This window comes from Modestobacter sp. I12A-02662, assembly GCF_041028325.1.
GTDB lineage: Bacteria > Actinomycetota > Actinomycetes > Mycobacteriales > Geodermatophilaceae > Modestobacter.
The window spans coordinates 182,879-196,920 of the sequence record NZ_JABGDE010000002.1 but is presented as its reverse complement, the minus strand read 5'-3'; the positions used below and the strand labels follow the sequence as shown (position 1 = coordinate 196,920).

At 74.2% G+C, this 14,042-nt stretch carries 13 protein-coding genes; 4 read left to right on the top strand and 9 right to left on the bottom strand.

Annotated elements, in window-relative coordinates; translation table 11 throughout:
• Positions 1-28 precede the first annotated feature (28 nt).
• The 8 genes from HL189_RS01315 to HL189_RS01280 all read right to left on the bottom strand — a co-directional run bounded on the left by HL189_RS01315 (position 29) and on the right by HL189_RS01280 (position 8,721).
• Positions 29-1,126 carry a sugar ABC transporter substrate-binding protein gene (locus HL189_RS01315; RefSeq protein ID WP_369131892.1) on the bottom strand — a complete coding sequence of 366 codons (1,098 nt, stop codon included), beginning with the start codon at positions 1,124-1,126 and terminating at the stop codon, positions 29-31.
• Positions 1,127-1,554: 428 nt separating this feature from the next.
• On the bottom strand, positions 1,555-2,628 hold the full coding sequence (gene ychF, locus HL189_RS01310; RefSeq protein ID WP_369131891.1) for a redox-regulated ATPase YchF: 1,074 nt from the start codon (positions 2,626-2,628) through the stop codon (positions 1,555-1,557).
• A gap of 11 nt (positions 2,629-2,639) precedes the next feature.
• A complete protein-coding gene (locus HL189_RS01305) occupies positions 2,640-3,548 on the bottom strand; it encodes an ornithine cyclodeaminase family protein (RefSeq protein ID WP_369131890.1) in 909 nt (302 codons plus the stop codon).
• A 130-nt stretch (positions 3,549-3,678) separates the two neighbouring features.
• Positions 3,679-4,905, bottom strand: coding sequence for a DUF222 domain-containing protein (locus tag HL189_RS01300; RefSeq protein WP_369131889.1), 1,227 nt, complete (start codon positions 4,903-4,905; stop codon positions 3,679-3,681).
• Between the two features lie 117 nt (positions 4,906-5,022).
• Positions 5,023-5,658 (bottom strand): response regulator, encoded by a 636-nt coding sequence (locus HL189_RS01295; RefSeq protein ID WP_369131888.1) that lies wholly within the window; start codon positions 5,656-5,658, stop codon positions 5,023-5,025.
• A gap of 80 nt (positions 5,659-5,738) precedes the next feature.
• Positions 5,739-6,983 (bottom strand): sensor histidine kinase, encoded by a 1,245-nt coding sequence (locus HL189_RS01290; protein ID WP_369131887.1) that lies wholly within the window; start codon positions 6,981-6,983, stop codon positions 5,739-5,741.
• On the bottom strand, positions 6,980-7,822 hold the full coding sequence (locus HL189_RS01285) for an ABC transporter permease (RefSeq protein WP_369131886.1): 843 nt from the start codon (positions 7,820-7,822) through the stop codon (positions 6,980-6,982). Before HL189_RS01285 ends, HL189_RS01290 begins: the two co-directional genes overlap by 4 nt.
• A complete protein-coding gene (locus HL189_RS01280) occupies positions 7,819-8,721 on the bottom strand; it encodes an ABC transporter ATP-binding protein (RefSeq protein ID WP_369131885.1) in 903 nt (300 codons plus the stop codon). Before HL189_RS01280 ends, HL189_RS01285 begins: the two co-directional genes overlap by 4 nt.
• Before the next feature lie 142 nt (positions 8,722-8,863).
• On the opposite strand from HL189_RS01280, the gene HL189_RS01275 reads away from it, so the two are divergent.
• The 4 genes from HL189_RS01275 to HL189_RS01260 all read left to right on the top strand — a co-directional run bounded on the left by HL189_RS01275 (position 8,864) and on the right by HL189_RS01260 (position 12,907).
• Positions 8,864-10,348, top strand: coding sequence for an AlkA N-terminal domain-containing protein (locus HL189_RS01275; RefSeq protein WP_369131884.1), 1,485 nt, complete (start codon positions 8,864-8,866; stop codon positions 10,346-10,348).
• Positions 10,348-10,905: a methylated-DNA--[protein]-cysteine S-methyltransferase gene (locus HL189_RS01270; protein WP_369131883.1), complete on the top strand. Its 558-nt coding sequence runs from the start codon at positions 10,348-10,350 to the stop codon at positions 10,903-10,905. The genes HL189_RS01275 and HL189_RS01270 overlap by 1 nt, the downstream gene beginning before the upstream one ends.
• A 44-nt stretch (positions 10,906-10,949) precedes the next feature.
• On the top strand, positions 10,950-12,023 hold the full coding sequence (locus HL189_RS01265) for a DNA recombination protein RmuC (protein ID WP_369131882.1): 1,074 nt from the start codon (positions 10,950-10,952) through the stop codon (positions 12,021-12,023).
• 362 nt (positions 12,024-12,385) lie between these two features.
• A complete protein-coding gene (locus HL189_RS01260; protein WP_369131881.1) occupies positions 12,386-12,907 on the top strand; it encodes a DUF6542 domain-containing protein in 522 nt (173 codons plus the stop codon).
• Between the two features lie 108 nt (positions 12,908-13,015).
• On the opposite strand, the gene HL189_RS01255 is transcribed toward HL189_RS01260, so the two are convergent.
• Positions 13,016-13,987 (bottom strand): 4-hydroxy-3-methylbut-2-enyl diphosphate reductase, encoded by a 972-nt coding sequence (locus tag HL189_RS01255; protein WP_369131880.1) that lies wholly within the window; start codon positions 13,985-13,987, stop codon positions 13,016-13,018.
• Positions 13,988-14,042: the final 55 nt, after the last annotated feature.

Here is a 14,042-nt window from a genome sequence, read left to right as displayed (position 1 = left end):
TTCTGGACGCCCCGGTCACCGCTCACCACTAGGAGATGCCGAGCTCCTCGCACGCCGCGGCGAACTCGCCGGTGCAGAGGTCCTCGGCGCTCACGAACTCGTCATCGACGACGTCCTTGACGTTGTCACGGAAGATCGCCTGGGGCTCCAGGAGCACCGACGGGACGCTCCGACCGCCCTCGGAGTCCTCGACCTCGCCCGTTGTCTGACCCTCCTCGCCGTTGATCAGCGCGACAGCCAGCTCCGCCAACGCGTTGGCCTCGTCCCGGACCGACTTGTAGACGGTCATGCACTGGTTGCCGGCGAGGATGTTCTGCAGGCCCTCCACCGTCGCGTCCTGACCCGTCACCGGGATGCCGGCGACGTTGTTGCGCTGGAGGATCTGGATGACCGAGTTGGCCAGGCCGTCGTTGGCGGCGTAGACGCCGTCGATCCCACCGTTGGCCTGGGTGTACATCTGCTCGAAGATGGTCGCCGCCTGCTGGTTGTCCCAGCCCGGGACGGCCTGCTCGGCCACCTGCGTGTAGTTCTCGATCGGGTCGAGCACCTCGTGTGCGCCCTGCGAGAACAGCGTCGCGTTGTTGTCGTCCGGCGAGCCGTTGAGGAAGGCGATGTTGGCCGGGGTGTCCTCACCGAGGCACTGCGCCAGGCCCTCACCCTGCAGGCGACCGACAGCGACGTTGTCGAAAGAGACGTAGTACTCCGCGGTGCCGCCGAGCGTGAGCCGGTCGTAGTCGATGGTCTGGACGCCTTCGGCGGCTGCCTGCTCCTGGATCTCCGCGCCCGAGGCCGAGTCGAGGTTGACGATCGCCAGGACCGTCGCGCCCTCGGTGATCATCTGTTCGGCGATGGTCGTCATCCGCTGGGCGTCACCCTCGGCGTTCTGGATGTCGGCCTCGACGCCGGCCGCCTCGAAGGCCGCCTCGAGGTACGGGCGGTCGAAGTTCTCCCAGCGAACCGAGGACTCGGTGTCGGGAAGGATGACGCCGACCCGGCCGGCGACCTCGCCACCGTCACCGCCACTGTCACCGCCGGCGTCGCCGCCGCCGCTGTCGCCGCCACAGGCAGCGAGGCTGAGCACGAGCCCGGCCGAGATCGCAGCGGTCCAGGTTCGCCGTCGCAGCATGGGTAGTCCACCTAATCGTTGGGTTCGCAGAGAATGCCGGCGGACAGTCTCCAGAACCCTCAGCTGTGAGCACAAGCACACCCGGCATTCGTGACCGGCCCGTGATCCAGCGCACACGCCGATACGCGCGGGGGCAGTCCGCCGGGCGAGGCCACGACTCCTCACGCGGACCGGGGCGAGCCAGCCGAATCCTCGAGGCGCCGTCTCCGCGATGGCAGGGTGGTGACGGTGCGCTGCAGGTCGTCGAACCCAGCGGAAGGCCGACGCGCAACGCTGGCTGGACGAGGTCAACGCCGCCGTCGTCACATGTACGTCGACCCCCATGTGGGCCGGATAACCCTCTCGACGTGCCGCACTCGACGACCTGCGGGCTCTCTCTGCGGACCGACAGCCGCTGACGCGCGCCTGATCAGCAGCTCTAGGCTGGGTCAGACGTTGAAGCGGAACTCGACGACGTCGCCGTCCGCCATGACGTAGTCCTTGCCCTCGATCCGCACCCAGCCGCGGGACTTCGCCTCGGCCATCGACCCGGCCTCCATGAGGTGGTCGAAGCCGACGACCTCGGCCTTGATGAAGCCGCGCTGGAAGTCGGTGTGGATGACCCCGGCGGCCTCGGGGGCGGTGGCGCCCTGGCGGATGGTCCAGGCGCGGGCCTCCTTCGGCCCGGCGGTGAGGTAGGTCTGCAGCCCGAGGGTGCGGAAGCCGACAGAGGCGAGCTGGTCCAGGCCGGGCTCGCTCTGGCCGATCGACTCGAGCAGCTCGGCGGCCTCCTCGGCGGGCAGCTCGATCAGCTCGGACTCGGTCTGCGCGTCGAGGAAGATGGCCTCGGCCGGCGCGACCAGCGCGCGCAGCTCGTCGAGCATCTGCTCGTTGGCCAGCTCGTCGGCGTCGACGTTGAAGACGTAGATGAACGGCTTGGTGGTGAGCAGGGTCAGCTCGCGCAGCGGCTCAGGGTCGACGCCGGCGGCGAACAGCGTGGTGCCTTCGTTGAGCACGGCCTGCGCGGCGACGGCGGCGTCGAGCAGGGCCTTGCGGTCCTTGTCCTTGCGCGACTCCTTCTCCAGCCGCGGGACGGCCTTCTCCAGCGTCTGCATGTCGGCCAGGACGAGCTCGGTGTTGATCGTCTCGATGTCGTCCTTCGGGCTCACCTTGCCCTCGACGTGCACGACGTCGGGGTCGGTGAAGACGCGGATCACCTGGCAGATCGCATCGCTCTCGCGGATGTTGGCCAGGAACTTGTTGCCCAGCCCCTGACCCTCGCTGGCGCCGCGCACGATGCCGGCGATGTCGACGAAGGACACCGTCGCCGGGACGATCTTCTGGGAGCCGAAAAGCTCGGCGAGCCTCCCGAGCCGCGGGTCGGGGACGCCGACCACGCCGACGTTGGGCTCGATCGTCGCGAACGGGTAGTTCGCCGCGAGCACGTCGTTCTTGGTCAGGGCGTTGAAGAGGGTCGACTTGCCGACGTTGGGCAGGCCGACGATCCCGATGGTCAAGCTCACGGGAGACCAGCTTACGAGGCGGCGTCCCCGGCGTTCGCGCTGAGGACCGCCTCGGCCACGACCAGGTCCTGCCACGACATGCCGACGCTCTTGAACACCAGCGGCCGGTCGCCGGGCACGGTCACCCTCCCGGTCACCACGTCGCGCAGAGGCACGAGGTCAGCGGCGCTCAACGCGCCCTCGGTGATCGCGAGCACCACGTCCCCGGCCTCGCGCATCGAGGTGGGGACGTCCTCCACCACGACGCAGGCCCGGCCCAGCAGAGCCGCATCCAGTTCGCGGGCGTCGGGCTCGTGGGAGCCCACCGCGATGACGACGACGTCGTCGCGCAGCAGGGCGGAGTCGAACAGCGGCGTGCGTGCCGACGTGGCGCAGACCACGACGTCGGCGCGCCGCAGCGCCTCGTCGGCCGCCGCGGCCCCGAGGCGGAGCGCGTCGAACGGGGCCCGCGCGGGGCTGCGGACCAGGTGGGTGACGCCGGCCAGCGGACGGACGGCGGCCAGCGTGGCGACGTGCCCGACCGCCTGGGGTCCGGCGCCGATCACCGTCAGGTGCAGCGGCCGGTCCGGCAGCCGCGGGAGGACGGCGGCGACCGAGACCGCCGGGGTGCGGAGCGTGGTGAGCGCCGTGCCGTCGAGGACCGCGCGCAGCGTGAGGGTCCCTCGGTCGAACAGCAGGTAGGTGGCCTGGATGCGGGGCAGGCCGCGGGCGGGGTTGCCTGGGGCGACCGTGGCGACCTTCACGCCGGCCGCGCCCGCCGTCTCCGAGGGCATGAGGAGGAACTGCCCCTGCCAGAGACCGACCGTCGTCCGGGGCGGGTCGGTGGCGGGGTCGAGCCCGCCGCGGAGCGCGTCGGTGGTCGCCTGGACGGCTGCGGCCGGGCCGAGCGCGGCGACGGCGTCCGCGTCGAGGAACCTCACCGCAGCACGAGTCCGACGACCATGCGGAGAGGCTCACCGTCGGCGTGGTAGTCGGTCATGGGGAGGGTGGACGGCGGCACGCCGGCACCCTGCCACACCAGGGCGCGAGTTCCGGTGCGGTCAGCCAGGCCTACGCCGCTGAGCGGAGCGACGGGCCGATGAGGATCTCGGTGCCGTCGGGGCGGTAGGTGCGCCATCGGTGGCCCGGTGGCGCGGTGTCGTCGCGTTCAACCCGGAAGCCGCGGTGGACCTTGGTGTGGTGCCGCTCGCACAGCAGCGCGGAGTTCTCCAGCGACGTACGGCCGCCGTTGATCCATTCGAGCCGGTGATGGACGTCGCACCAGTGGGTAGGGGCGTAGCAGCCGGCGAACACGCAGTGCCGGTCCCGCCGCTCGACGGCCCGGCGGATGTGCGGGGGGACGACCCGTTTCTCCCGGCCGACGTCCAGGGGCAGCCCGTCGGGGTCGATGACCATCCGGGAGATGATGCCGTCGCAGGCCAGCCAGCGGGTGCGGGCGGCGGAGATCCGCGCGCCGAACCCGGTCTCGGCCGTGCCCCGGCCGGTGCTGGTGGTGTCGGCGAGGTCCTCGTCGTCGATGGTGACGACCACGTGCGGCTTCACCGTCCGCAGGAACGGCAGGTCACCCTGCGCGAGGGCGTTGTCGCACAGTTGGACCAGGGCGTCGGCCTGCTGCTGTGCGCAGGTGCGCATGTCGCCCTTGGGCCGGCTCGCCTGCACGATGGACTCCAGGGCCGCCTGCACCTTCTCCCCTCCCACGGCGTCGAGGTCGAACCGGCCGGTGATGCTGCCGTCGGCGTGCTTGGCGATGGTCAGCCGCCGGCCCTCGGTCGGGTCCGGCTCGGGCCCGTCGGGCTCCAGGGCATCGAGGTAGCGGTGCACCACCTCACCCAGCCGCTGGAACGGCTGCGTCGCGGCCACGGTCGCGAGCGCGGCGTCGACCTCACCGAGGTCGACGTCCTGGGCGGCCGCGGCGGCCAGCGCCTCGTCGGAGACGGCCGGGGCGATCACGGCGACCTGCTCGGCGGTCACCGCACCCTCGGCGAACGCCGCCGCGACCGCCGGCAGGTGCTCCAGCGCCCGCCCGGACCGGACCAACCGCGCAGCGGCGGCCGGGGACAGCCGGCCGTGCCCGCGCAGCCAGGCCTGCATGGTCTTGATCCCGTCGCACTCGGCCGCGCCGGACCGGTCGCAGGCCCGCACCGCGCGGGTCAGCTGGGCGTCGAGCCGGTTGCAGTCTGCCAGCAGGCTCGCGACCCGCTCCAGCTGCTGGGGTGCGGGCAGCGCCGACGGGTCCTCCTCCGCCAGCGCGTCCAGGCCCGACTGCAACTCGCCCACGACGCCTCCCGATCCATTCGAACCTATGTTCGAGTGTATCGGTCCGGAAGAGTCACCGCAGCATGAATCCCCAGGTCAAACCGGGTTCCACAGATTGCGACAGCGGGTTGACAGCGGTCAGGACGAGCCGGGACCGGGCAGCAGACCGCGCTCCACCGCGACCAGCACGGCCCGCGTCCGGTCGTCGACACCGAGCTTCGCGAACACCCGCAGCAGGTGCGTCTTGACCGTCGCCTCGCCGATGAACAGCTCCCGGCCGATCTCCGCGTTGGTCAGCCCGCGGGCCACCCCACCCAACACCTCGAGCTCGCGCGCGGTCGGCGCCTCGGCCGCCGGCGCGCGCATCCGCGACAGCAGCTTGGCCGCCACCGGCGACGCGAGCACCGTCTCGCCGCGGGCGGCCGCGCGCACGGCGTCGGCGAGCTGCGGCAGGGGCGTGTCCTTGAGCAGGTAGCCGGTCGCGCCGGCCTCGACGGCCCGCACGATGTCGGCGTCGGTGTCGTACGTGGTGAGCACCAGGACGCGGACGGCGGGGTGCGCGGCGGCGATGCGGCCCGTCGCCGTCACGCCGTCCATCCGGGGCATGCGCAGGTCCATGAGGACGACGTCCGGCTGGTGCTCGGCGACCGCCGCCAGCGCCGCCAGGCCGTCGTCGGCCTCCCCCACCACCTCGATGTCCGGCTGGGCCGCCAGCCAGCCGACCAGCCCCCCGCGCACGACCGGGTGGTCGTCCACCACCAGCACCCGGGTCATGGCTCGGTTCCGATCTCGTTCCGCTCCTCGGTCGCTGGCGCTCCCTGCGATGCTCGCTCGACCGTCACCTTCGCGGGTGGTCACCGGACCGGCACCCGCACCGTCACCCGGGTCCCCCCACCCGGCACCGAGGCGACGTCCACCGCACCGCCGACCTCCTCGGCCCGGTCGCGCAGCCCGGCCAGCCCCAGCCCGCTCGCGGCCGCCGGGTCGAAGCCCACCCCGTCGTCCTCCACCTGCACCGACACCTGTCCCGACTCCCCCGCTCCGACCCGGCTGACCCGCAGCACCACCGACCGCGCCGCCGCGTGGCGGCGGACGTTGGCCAACGCCTCCTGCGCCCCGCGCAGCAGCACGACCTCCTCGTTGGAGGTGAGCCCGGCGTCCCCGTCGAGCGCGGCCAGGTCGACCCGGGTGGCGATCCCGGTCTCCCGGCCGAACCGGTCGGCCAGCCGCCGCAGGGCTTCCACCAGCGTCGACGAGTCGAGCGCCACCGGCGAGAACGCCGCGACCATCGCCCGCGCCTCGGCCAGGTTCTCCCGGGCGACCTCCTCGATGAGCGCGATCCGCTCCGCGGCGGCCGCTGGATCGTCCGGCAGCTGCACGGCCGCGGTCTGCGCGAGGACGACGATGCTCGTGTAGCCCTGCGCCAGGGTGTCGTGCACCTCCCGCGCCCAGCGCTCCCGCTCGGCGACGATGCCCTGCTCGTGGTGCGCCGCGGCCAGCTCCGCCCGGGTCTCCTCCAGCTCGCGGATCAGCTCGGCGCGCTGCCGGCTCTGCTCCAGAACCCGGGTGACCCAGATCCCCATCGCGAGGCTGAAGCCCAGCCCGACCAGGGTCTGCGTCGGGCCGGACAGCGGCTCGGTCCCCTGGCTCCAGCGCACCAGCGGCCCGACCGTGCCCGCGACACCGAGCACCAGCGTCCACGCCACCCCCGCAAGCACGCTGTCGACGAGGAACCACACCTGCGAGAACGCAACGAAGAGCAGGAAGAGCAGCGAGGGCTCCTGCCAGGCGAGCACCGCGACCACGGCGACCAGGACGGCGAGGTAGCCGGTCCGGCGGCGAGGGTCCCGGCCGTGCAGGCCGGGTGCACCCAGCACCAGGTAGGCAGCGACCAGGACGGCGAGCGCGGCGAGCAGGACGGTCCGGGAGCCCTCGGCGTCCCCGAACCAGACGGCGCCCACCGCGCCCGTCACCAGGACCGCGAACACCGCGTGCAGCACCAGCCGGGTGACCCGCCAGCTGCGGGCGGACAGCGGCACCCCGCCGCCGTCCCGGTCAGCCGGGACGACGGCGGGGCGCGGGCGCCGCACTGAGGTCACCGACGCCACCGGAAGGTCCGCATGCACACCACGGCACCGATGATCACCCATGCGGCCAGCACCAGCGCCGTCCGGCCGTGCTCCCATCCCCCCGCGATCTCGAAGGCACCGGCCCCCTCGGGCAGGAACGCCGAGCGCATGCCTTGGGTCATCCACTTGAGCGGGAAGAGGGCCGCGACCTGCTGCATCCAGCCGGGCAGCTCCAGGAAGCCGAAGAACACGCCGGAGAAGAACTGCAGGACGATCGCGAAGGCGGAGATCGCCGTGCTCGACGCGCTGGCGCTGCCCGGCAGCGCCGAGACCGCGATCCCCAGGACGGTGCCGGCCAGCGACCCGAGGGCCGCCACCCACAGGAACGTCACCCAGTGCGCCAGGTCCACCGGCATCGGCACGTCGAAGCCGTACCGGGCGACCGGCAGGAGAAGGGTCAGCTGGGCCGCCGTCGTGACCAGCACCTGTCCGGCCTTGCCCGCGAAGTAGGCCACCGGCGGGGTGCCCAGCAGCTGCAGCCGCTCCAGCTGACCGGTCTCGCGCTCGACGGCGATCGCCGTCCCGACCGCCTGGAAGCTGGTCAGCATGATCCCCGTGGCGACGATCCCGGCCAGGAAGTACGACTCGAAGGAGATCCCGCCGGGCCGCTCGTCGGCGCCCAGCACGCTCGCGAAGATCAGCATCATCACGACCGGGTAGGCGAAGGAGAACACCACCTGCTGCCGCTCGCGGGAGAACAGGCGCAGCTCCAGGCCCACCCGGGCCAGCGCGATCCGTGCCGGGGGTCGCGGGGCGGGCCGAGTGGTAGCCGAAGGAGCGGAACGGGGTGTGGTCAGGACGGCGGTCATCGGAGCTCCTCAGAAGTGGTGGTGGCGACGAGCTGGAGGTAGACGTCCTCCAGGCCGGGACGGGTGACGGTGAGGCCGGGCACCTCGCGGGGCGAGGCCGCGAGCAGGTCGCGCAGCACCGCGGCCGGCGACTCGGTGCGCACCTCGCGCCGGCGGCCGCCCTCGAGCCAGGAGACGGTCGCCTCCCGGCGCAGCCGGGCGCCCAGCTCGGCGGGCGGGGCCACCTCGGCCAGCACGCCCCCGGAGATGACGCCGACCCGGTCGGCCAGCTCGGCGGCCTCGTCCAGGTAGTGCGTGGTCAGCAGCACCGTCGTCCCGTCGGCGCGCAGGCCGCGGACCAGCTCCCAGAACTGCCGCCGGGCGACCGGGTCCATCCCGGTCGTCGGCTCGTCGAGGAAGACGAGTTCCGGGCGTCCCTGCACGCCGAGCGCGACGGCGAGCCGGCGCCGCTGGCCGCCGGAGAGCCGGCCGACCCGGGTGCCCCCCTTCTCCTCCAGGCCGACCGCGGTCAGCAGCTCGGCCGTCGGACGCGGGTCGGCGTGGTGGGCCGCGAAGTGGTCCAGCGCCTCGCGGACGGTGAGCGCCTGAGCGGCCCCCTCCCCCTGGCTGACCACGCCGATCCGGGCCCGCCAGGTGCGCCCCGCGGACGCCGGGTCCTCCCCCAGCACCACGACGTCCCCGCCGTCCCGGCGGCGGACGCCCTCCAGCACCTCGATCGTCGTGGTCTTGCCGGCCCCGTTGGGGCCCAGCAGCGCGAAGCACTCCCCGCGCGCCACGTCCAGGTCCAGGCCGTCGACCACCGCCCTGCCCCCGTACCGCTTCACCAGTCCCCGCACGCTGATCGCCGGGCCGGCTCCGCCGGTCCAGTCCGGCGGCGGTGCCGTCTCTGTCGTCGTCATGGGTACGACCCTCTCCGCGCCCGAGCGTCCGCGGGACCGCCGAGCCGTGGGTCCGTCGTCCACCGGTCGGTGGACGACGGAGGTCCACCGCCGTGTCCGGAAACCGCCAGTCGCCCACCCGGATCGGTGCCATGCTCGTCGCGTGGACGAGCTCCTGGACATCGAGCACTGCTACCGCGCGGTGGCCAGCCGGGACGCGCGCTTCGACGGCTGGTTCGTCACCGCGGTGCGCAGCACCGGCATCTACTGCCGCCCCTCCTGCCCGGCCCGCACGCCGCGGAAGGAGAACGTCTCCTTCCACTCCACCGCGGCCTCCGCCCAGGCGGCCGGCTTCCGCGCCTGCCGGCGGTGCCGGCCCGACGCCGTCCCCGGCTCGCCGGAGTGGGACGTCCGCGCCGACGTCGTCGCCCGCGCGATGCGGCTGATCGCCGACGGCGAGGTGGAGCGGGCGGGGGTCGGCGGGCTGGCCGCCGCGCTCGGCTACTCCGAGCGCCAGCTGCACCGGCTGCTCACCACCGAGCTCGGCGTCGGGCCGCTCGCGCTGGCCCGCGCCCAGCGGGCGCAGACGGCGCGGCTGCTGCTGGAGACCACCCGGCTGCCGGTGTCCGACGTCGCCTTCGCGGCCGGCTTCGCGAGCATCCGGCAGTTCAACGACACGGTGCGGTCGGTCTTCGGGACGACGCCCACCGGTCTGCGCCCGACGAGCCCGCGCACCGACGGCGGCACCCCCGGCTGGCTCACCCTCCGACTGGCCGCCCGCGCCCCGTTCGCCGCCGACGAGGTGCTGCACTTCCTCGGCGCCCACGCCACCCCCGGGCTGGAGGAGTGGGACGGGACGACGTTCTCCCGGGTCCTCGACCTGCCGCACGGTCCCGCCGTCGTCCGGCTCTCCCCGGCACCCGGCGGCGGTGCGGCGGTGCTGGCCCGGCTGCGGCTGGCCGCGCTGCGGGACCTCGGCCCCGCGGTCACCCGCTGCCGCCGGATGCTCGACCTGGACGCCGACCCGACCGCCGTCGACGAGGTGCTCGGCGCCGACCCGGCGCTCGCCCCCCTGGTGCGCACCGCGCCCGGCCGCCGGGTGCCCGCCGCCCCCGACGCCGCGGAGCTCGCCGTGCGCGCCGTCCTCGGCCAGCAGGTGTCGGTGGCCGGCGCGCGCACGCTCACCGCCCGGGTCGTGGCCGCCGCGGGCCGTCCGCTGGCCGAGCCGGTCGGCACCCTCACCACCACGTTCCCGCGCCCGGCCGACCTCGCCGGCGCCGACCTGACCGAGGTGGGCCTGACCGGTGCCCGCCGGCGCACGGTGCACGCCCTGGCCGAGTCGCTGGCCGACGGCACGGTCGCCCTCGGGCCCGGGGCCGACCGCGAGGAGGCCTCCCGCGCCCTCCTCGCCGTCCCCGGGATCGGACCGTGGACCGCGGCCCTCGTCGGGCTGCGCGGGCTCGCCGACCCCGACGTCTGGCTCCCCGGCGACCTCGCGGTGCGCCGCGGCCTCGCCGCCCTCGGCATCGACGACCGCGACGCCGCCTCCCGCTGGCGGCCGTGGCGGTCCTACGCCGTCCAGCACCTCTGGGCGCTCGCCGTGCCCAGCCTGTTCACCCGCGGCCCCTCCAGCGAACGGAGCGCCTGATGAAGACACCACCCGCCCGGTACGCCACCACCGCCACGCCCCCGGGCCCCTTCACCGTCGTCGTCACTCCCGGCGAGGACGGCGAGGACGTCGTGCTGGCCAGCGGCTGGACCGACGACGTCGCCGAGCTCCTCTCCGTCGTCCACCGCTCGCTGCGGCCCACCTGGGTGGAGCGGGCGGACCAGCTGCCGGTGCTGGCGGCCGTGGAGGCCTTCGACGAGGGTGACGTGACCGCCATCGACCCGGTGCCGGTGCGGCAGCGCTCCGGCCCGTTCCTCCAGGACGCCTGGGAGGTGCTGCGCACGGTGCCGGCCGGACGGCCGGACACCTACGCGGAGTTCGCCGTGCGCTGCGGCCGGCCCTCGGCCGTCCGTGCCGCCGCCGGCGCCTGCGCGCGGAACGCGGCGGCGCTGTTCGTCCCCTGCCACCGGGTGCTGGCCACCGGCGGCAAGCTGGGCGGTTACCGCTGGGGGACGCCGGTCAAGCGGTGGCTGCTGGACCACGAGGCGGCGCACGCCGCGGAGGCGAGCGACACGCCCGAGCTGTACACCGTGTGACCGTCCGCCCGCGAACTGTCGGACCCGTCCGGCAGTCTGCGGGCATGGACGCCGCCTCCCTGCTCCTCGGGCTCCTCCTCGGGGCGCTGCTGGCCACCGCCGTCACCCTCGCCGCCGTCGCGCTGCGCGGCCGCCGACGACCGGCGGCCGACGCGCTGGAACCGGTGCACGAGTCGCTGGACCACCTGCACCGGCTGCTGGCCGGCATCGAGCGCGACCGCGCCACCGCCCACGGGGAGCTGCGCGAACAGGTGGGGGCGGTCGGCCAGACGTCGGTCCTGCTGCGCCAGGAGACGGCGGCGCTGGTGACGGCGCTGCGCACGCCGCACGTGCGGGGCCGCTGGGGCGAGCTGCAGCTGCGCCGGGTCGTCGAGGTCGCGGGCCTGCTCGAGCACTGCGACTTCGTCGAGCAGCCGACCAGCACGACCGACGAGGGTGCCCGGGTGCGCCCCGACCTGGTGGTCACCCTCGCCGACGGGCGGCACGTGGTCGTCGACGCCAAGGTCCCCTTCGCCGGCTACATCGAGGCGGTCCAGGCCACCGACCAGGCGGTGCGCGACCAGCGGGTCGCCGACCACGCGCGGCAGCTGCGGGCGCACGTCGACGCCCTCGCGGCACGCCGCTATCCGACCGCCTTCGGCAGCGCCGCGCCGTTCACCGTGCTGTTCGTGCCCTCCGACGGCTTCCTGAGCACCGCGCTGGAGGCCGAGCCCACCCTGCTCGAGCACGGGTTCGCCCGGGACGTCGTGATCGCCACCCCGAGCACCCTGCTGGCCCTGCTGCGGACGGTGGCCTACTCCTGGCGGCAGGAGCGGCTGGCCCAGGACGCCGCCGCGGTCCTCGAGGTGGGCCGCACCGTGCACGCCCGGCTGAGCACGCTGTCCGGCCACCTGTCCCGGCTCGGCTCGGCGCTGGGCTCGGCGCTGACCCGCTACAACGAGACGGTCGGCTCCTACGAGCGGTCGGTGCTGGTGGCCACCCGCCGTTTCGACGACCTCGGCGTCGCCGCGAGCCCCGTGCCCGTCCCCGCCCCGGTGGAGGGGACGGTCCGCGCGCTGCGGCCGGTGCTGGACGACGAGCCCGGCCGGCACACCGACCGGGACGACCTGACCGGCTGACCGCGCCCGCCGACCTGCCGTTCCGGAACAAGAAGAGGACGATGGGACTCCTGAGGCCCTGATCCACACAATCCGCCACCGCAGTGCGTCGACATGGGCGACATCTGCACCACCGCTCCCCGCAGGGTCCAGCGTTGACTCAGGACGGGCCGTTACCGTGGCCCGACCGGCGAGGGCGCTGCTCCTCGTCGTCGACGAGGAGGTGCACCATCGCTCCGGTCACTGTCGATGCCAGACGGGAGGATGCCGTGCGGCCAGAACGCGGCGATGCCGGCCCTTCCGCGCGCCCGGGCTACCCGTCGCCGCGCGCCGGGAACGGCACGTCCCGCGGGCGCACCGAGCGGGAGCGGCCGGGTCGCGACGTGGACCCGCGCACGCCCGGGGGTCGCGCGCCGGGTTCCCGCGCCGGCCAGCCGCCGCGCCGCGGCTCGCTCCCCGAGGTCCCGGGCCGCCCCCCGCAGCCCCGCGACGTCCACCGCAGCGGTGGGGGCAGCCCGCCGTCCCCGCGGTCCCACCCGCCCACGCAGTCCGGCTCGCGCCTGCCCGGCGCGGTCGCGGCGCTCGGCGTCTTCCTGGTGACCCTGGCCGCCGCCGCAGCGGACAGCTACATCGGCATCGGGCTCGGCCGGATCACCCTGGTGGCCCTGACCGCCAGCTCCGCGGCGGCCACCCTCCTGGTCCGCCGCCGGGACCTGGTCACCACGCTGATCGCGCCGCCGCTGGTCTTCATGGCCGTCGCCCTGCTGAACATCGCGCTCGCGCCGTCGGCCACCTTCACCCTGCCGACCATGGCCACCCTGCTCATCCAGGGGTTCCCGGCCATGGCGATCGCCACCGGCGTCACCCTGGTGCTCACCCTGGTCCGGCTGGTCACCCGCCGCTGACCGGTACCTCCGGACGCACGAAGAGCCGGCAGCCTCCCGGGTGCCGGCCCTCGGCTCGTCGCGGCCCCCTCCCTCAGCCCGCGAGGGGTGGGGAGGCGGGGTCCTTGCTCAGTCGGTGTCGACGGCGAGCGCCGCACGGCGCGGCTTGAGCTCGTGGGGCAGCGCGAACACCAGACGCTCCTCGGCGGCCTTGACCGTCTCGACGTCCGGGTAGCCGCGCGCGGCCAGCCAGTCGAGCACCTCGCTGACCAGGATCTCGGGGACCGAGGCGCCGCTGGTGACCCCGACCGTGCCGACGCCCTCCAGCCAGGCCTCGTCGATCTCGGAGGCGAAGTCGACCAGGTGCGAGTCGCGGGCACCGGCCTCCAGCGCGACCTCGACCAGCCGCACCGAGTTCGAGGAGTTCGTGGAGCCCACGACGAGGACCAGGTCGCACTCCCCCGCCATCTGCTTGACGGCCTGCTGGCGGTTCTGGGTCGCGTAGCAGATGTCGTCGCTGGGCGGGCTCTGCAGACCGGGGAACCGGGACTTCAGCGAGTCGACGGTCGCCAGCGTCTCGTCCACCGACAGCGTGGTCTGGGACAGCCAGACGACCTTCTCCGGGTCGCGGACCTGGACGTTGGCGATGTCGTCCGCGCCGTCCACCAGCTGGGTGTGCGCCGGGGCCTCCCCCATCGTGCCCTCGACCTCCTCGTGCCCGCGGTGGCCGATCAGCAGGATGTCGTAGTCGTCCTTGGCGAAGCGCTTGGCCTCCATGTGGACCTTGCTGACCAGCGGGCAGGTCGCGTCGATGGTCTTCAGCGACCGCTGCTGCGCCTCGGCCCGGACCGCCGGTGAGACGCCGTGGGCGCTGAACACGACGACCGCGCCCTCGGGCACCTCGTCGGTCTCGTCGACGAAGACCGCGCCCCGGCGCTCGAGGGTGGCGACCACGTGCTTGTTGTGGACGATCTGCTTGCGCACGTAGACCGGTGCCCCGTGGATCTCCAGCGCCCGCTCGACGGCCACCACGGCCCGGTCCACGCCGGCGCAGTAGCCCCGGGGATCGGCGAGCAGGACGCGTCCGCGCGGTTCAGCCATGCCGCCATGGTAGGTGCGCGAACGGGCCAGCCCCGGACACGAGACGGAGACCACG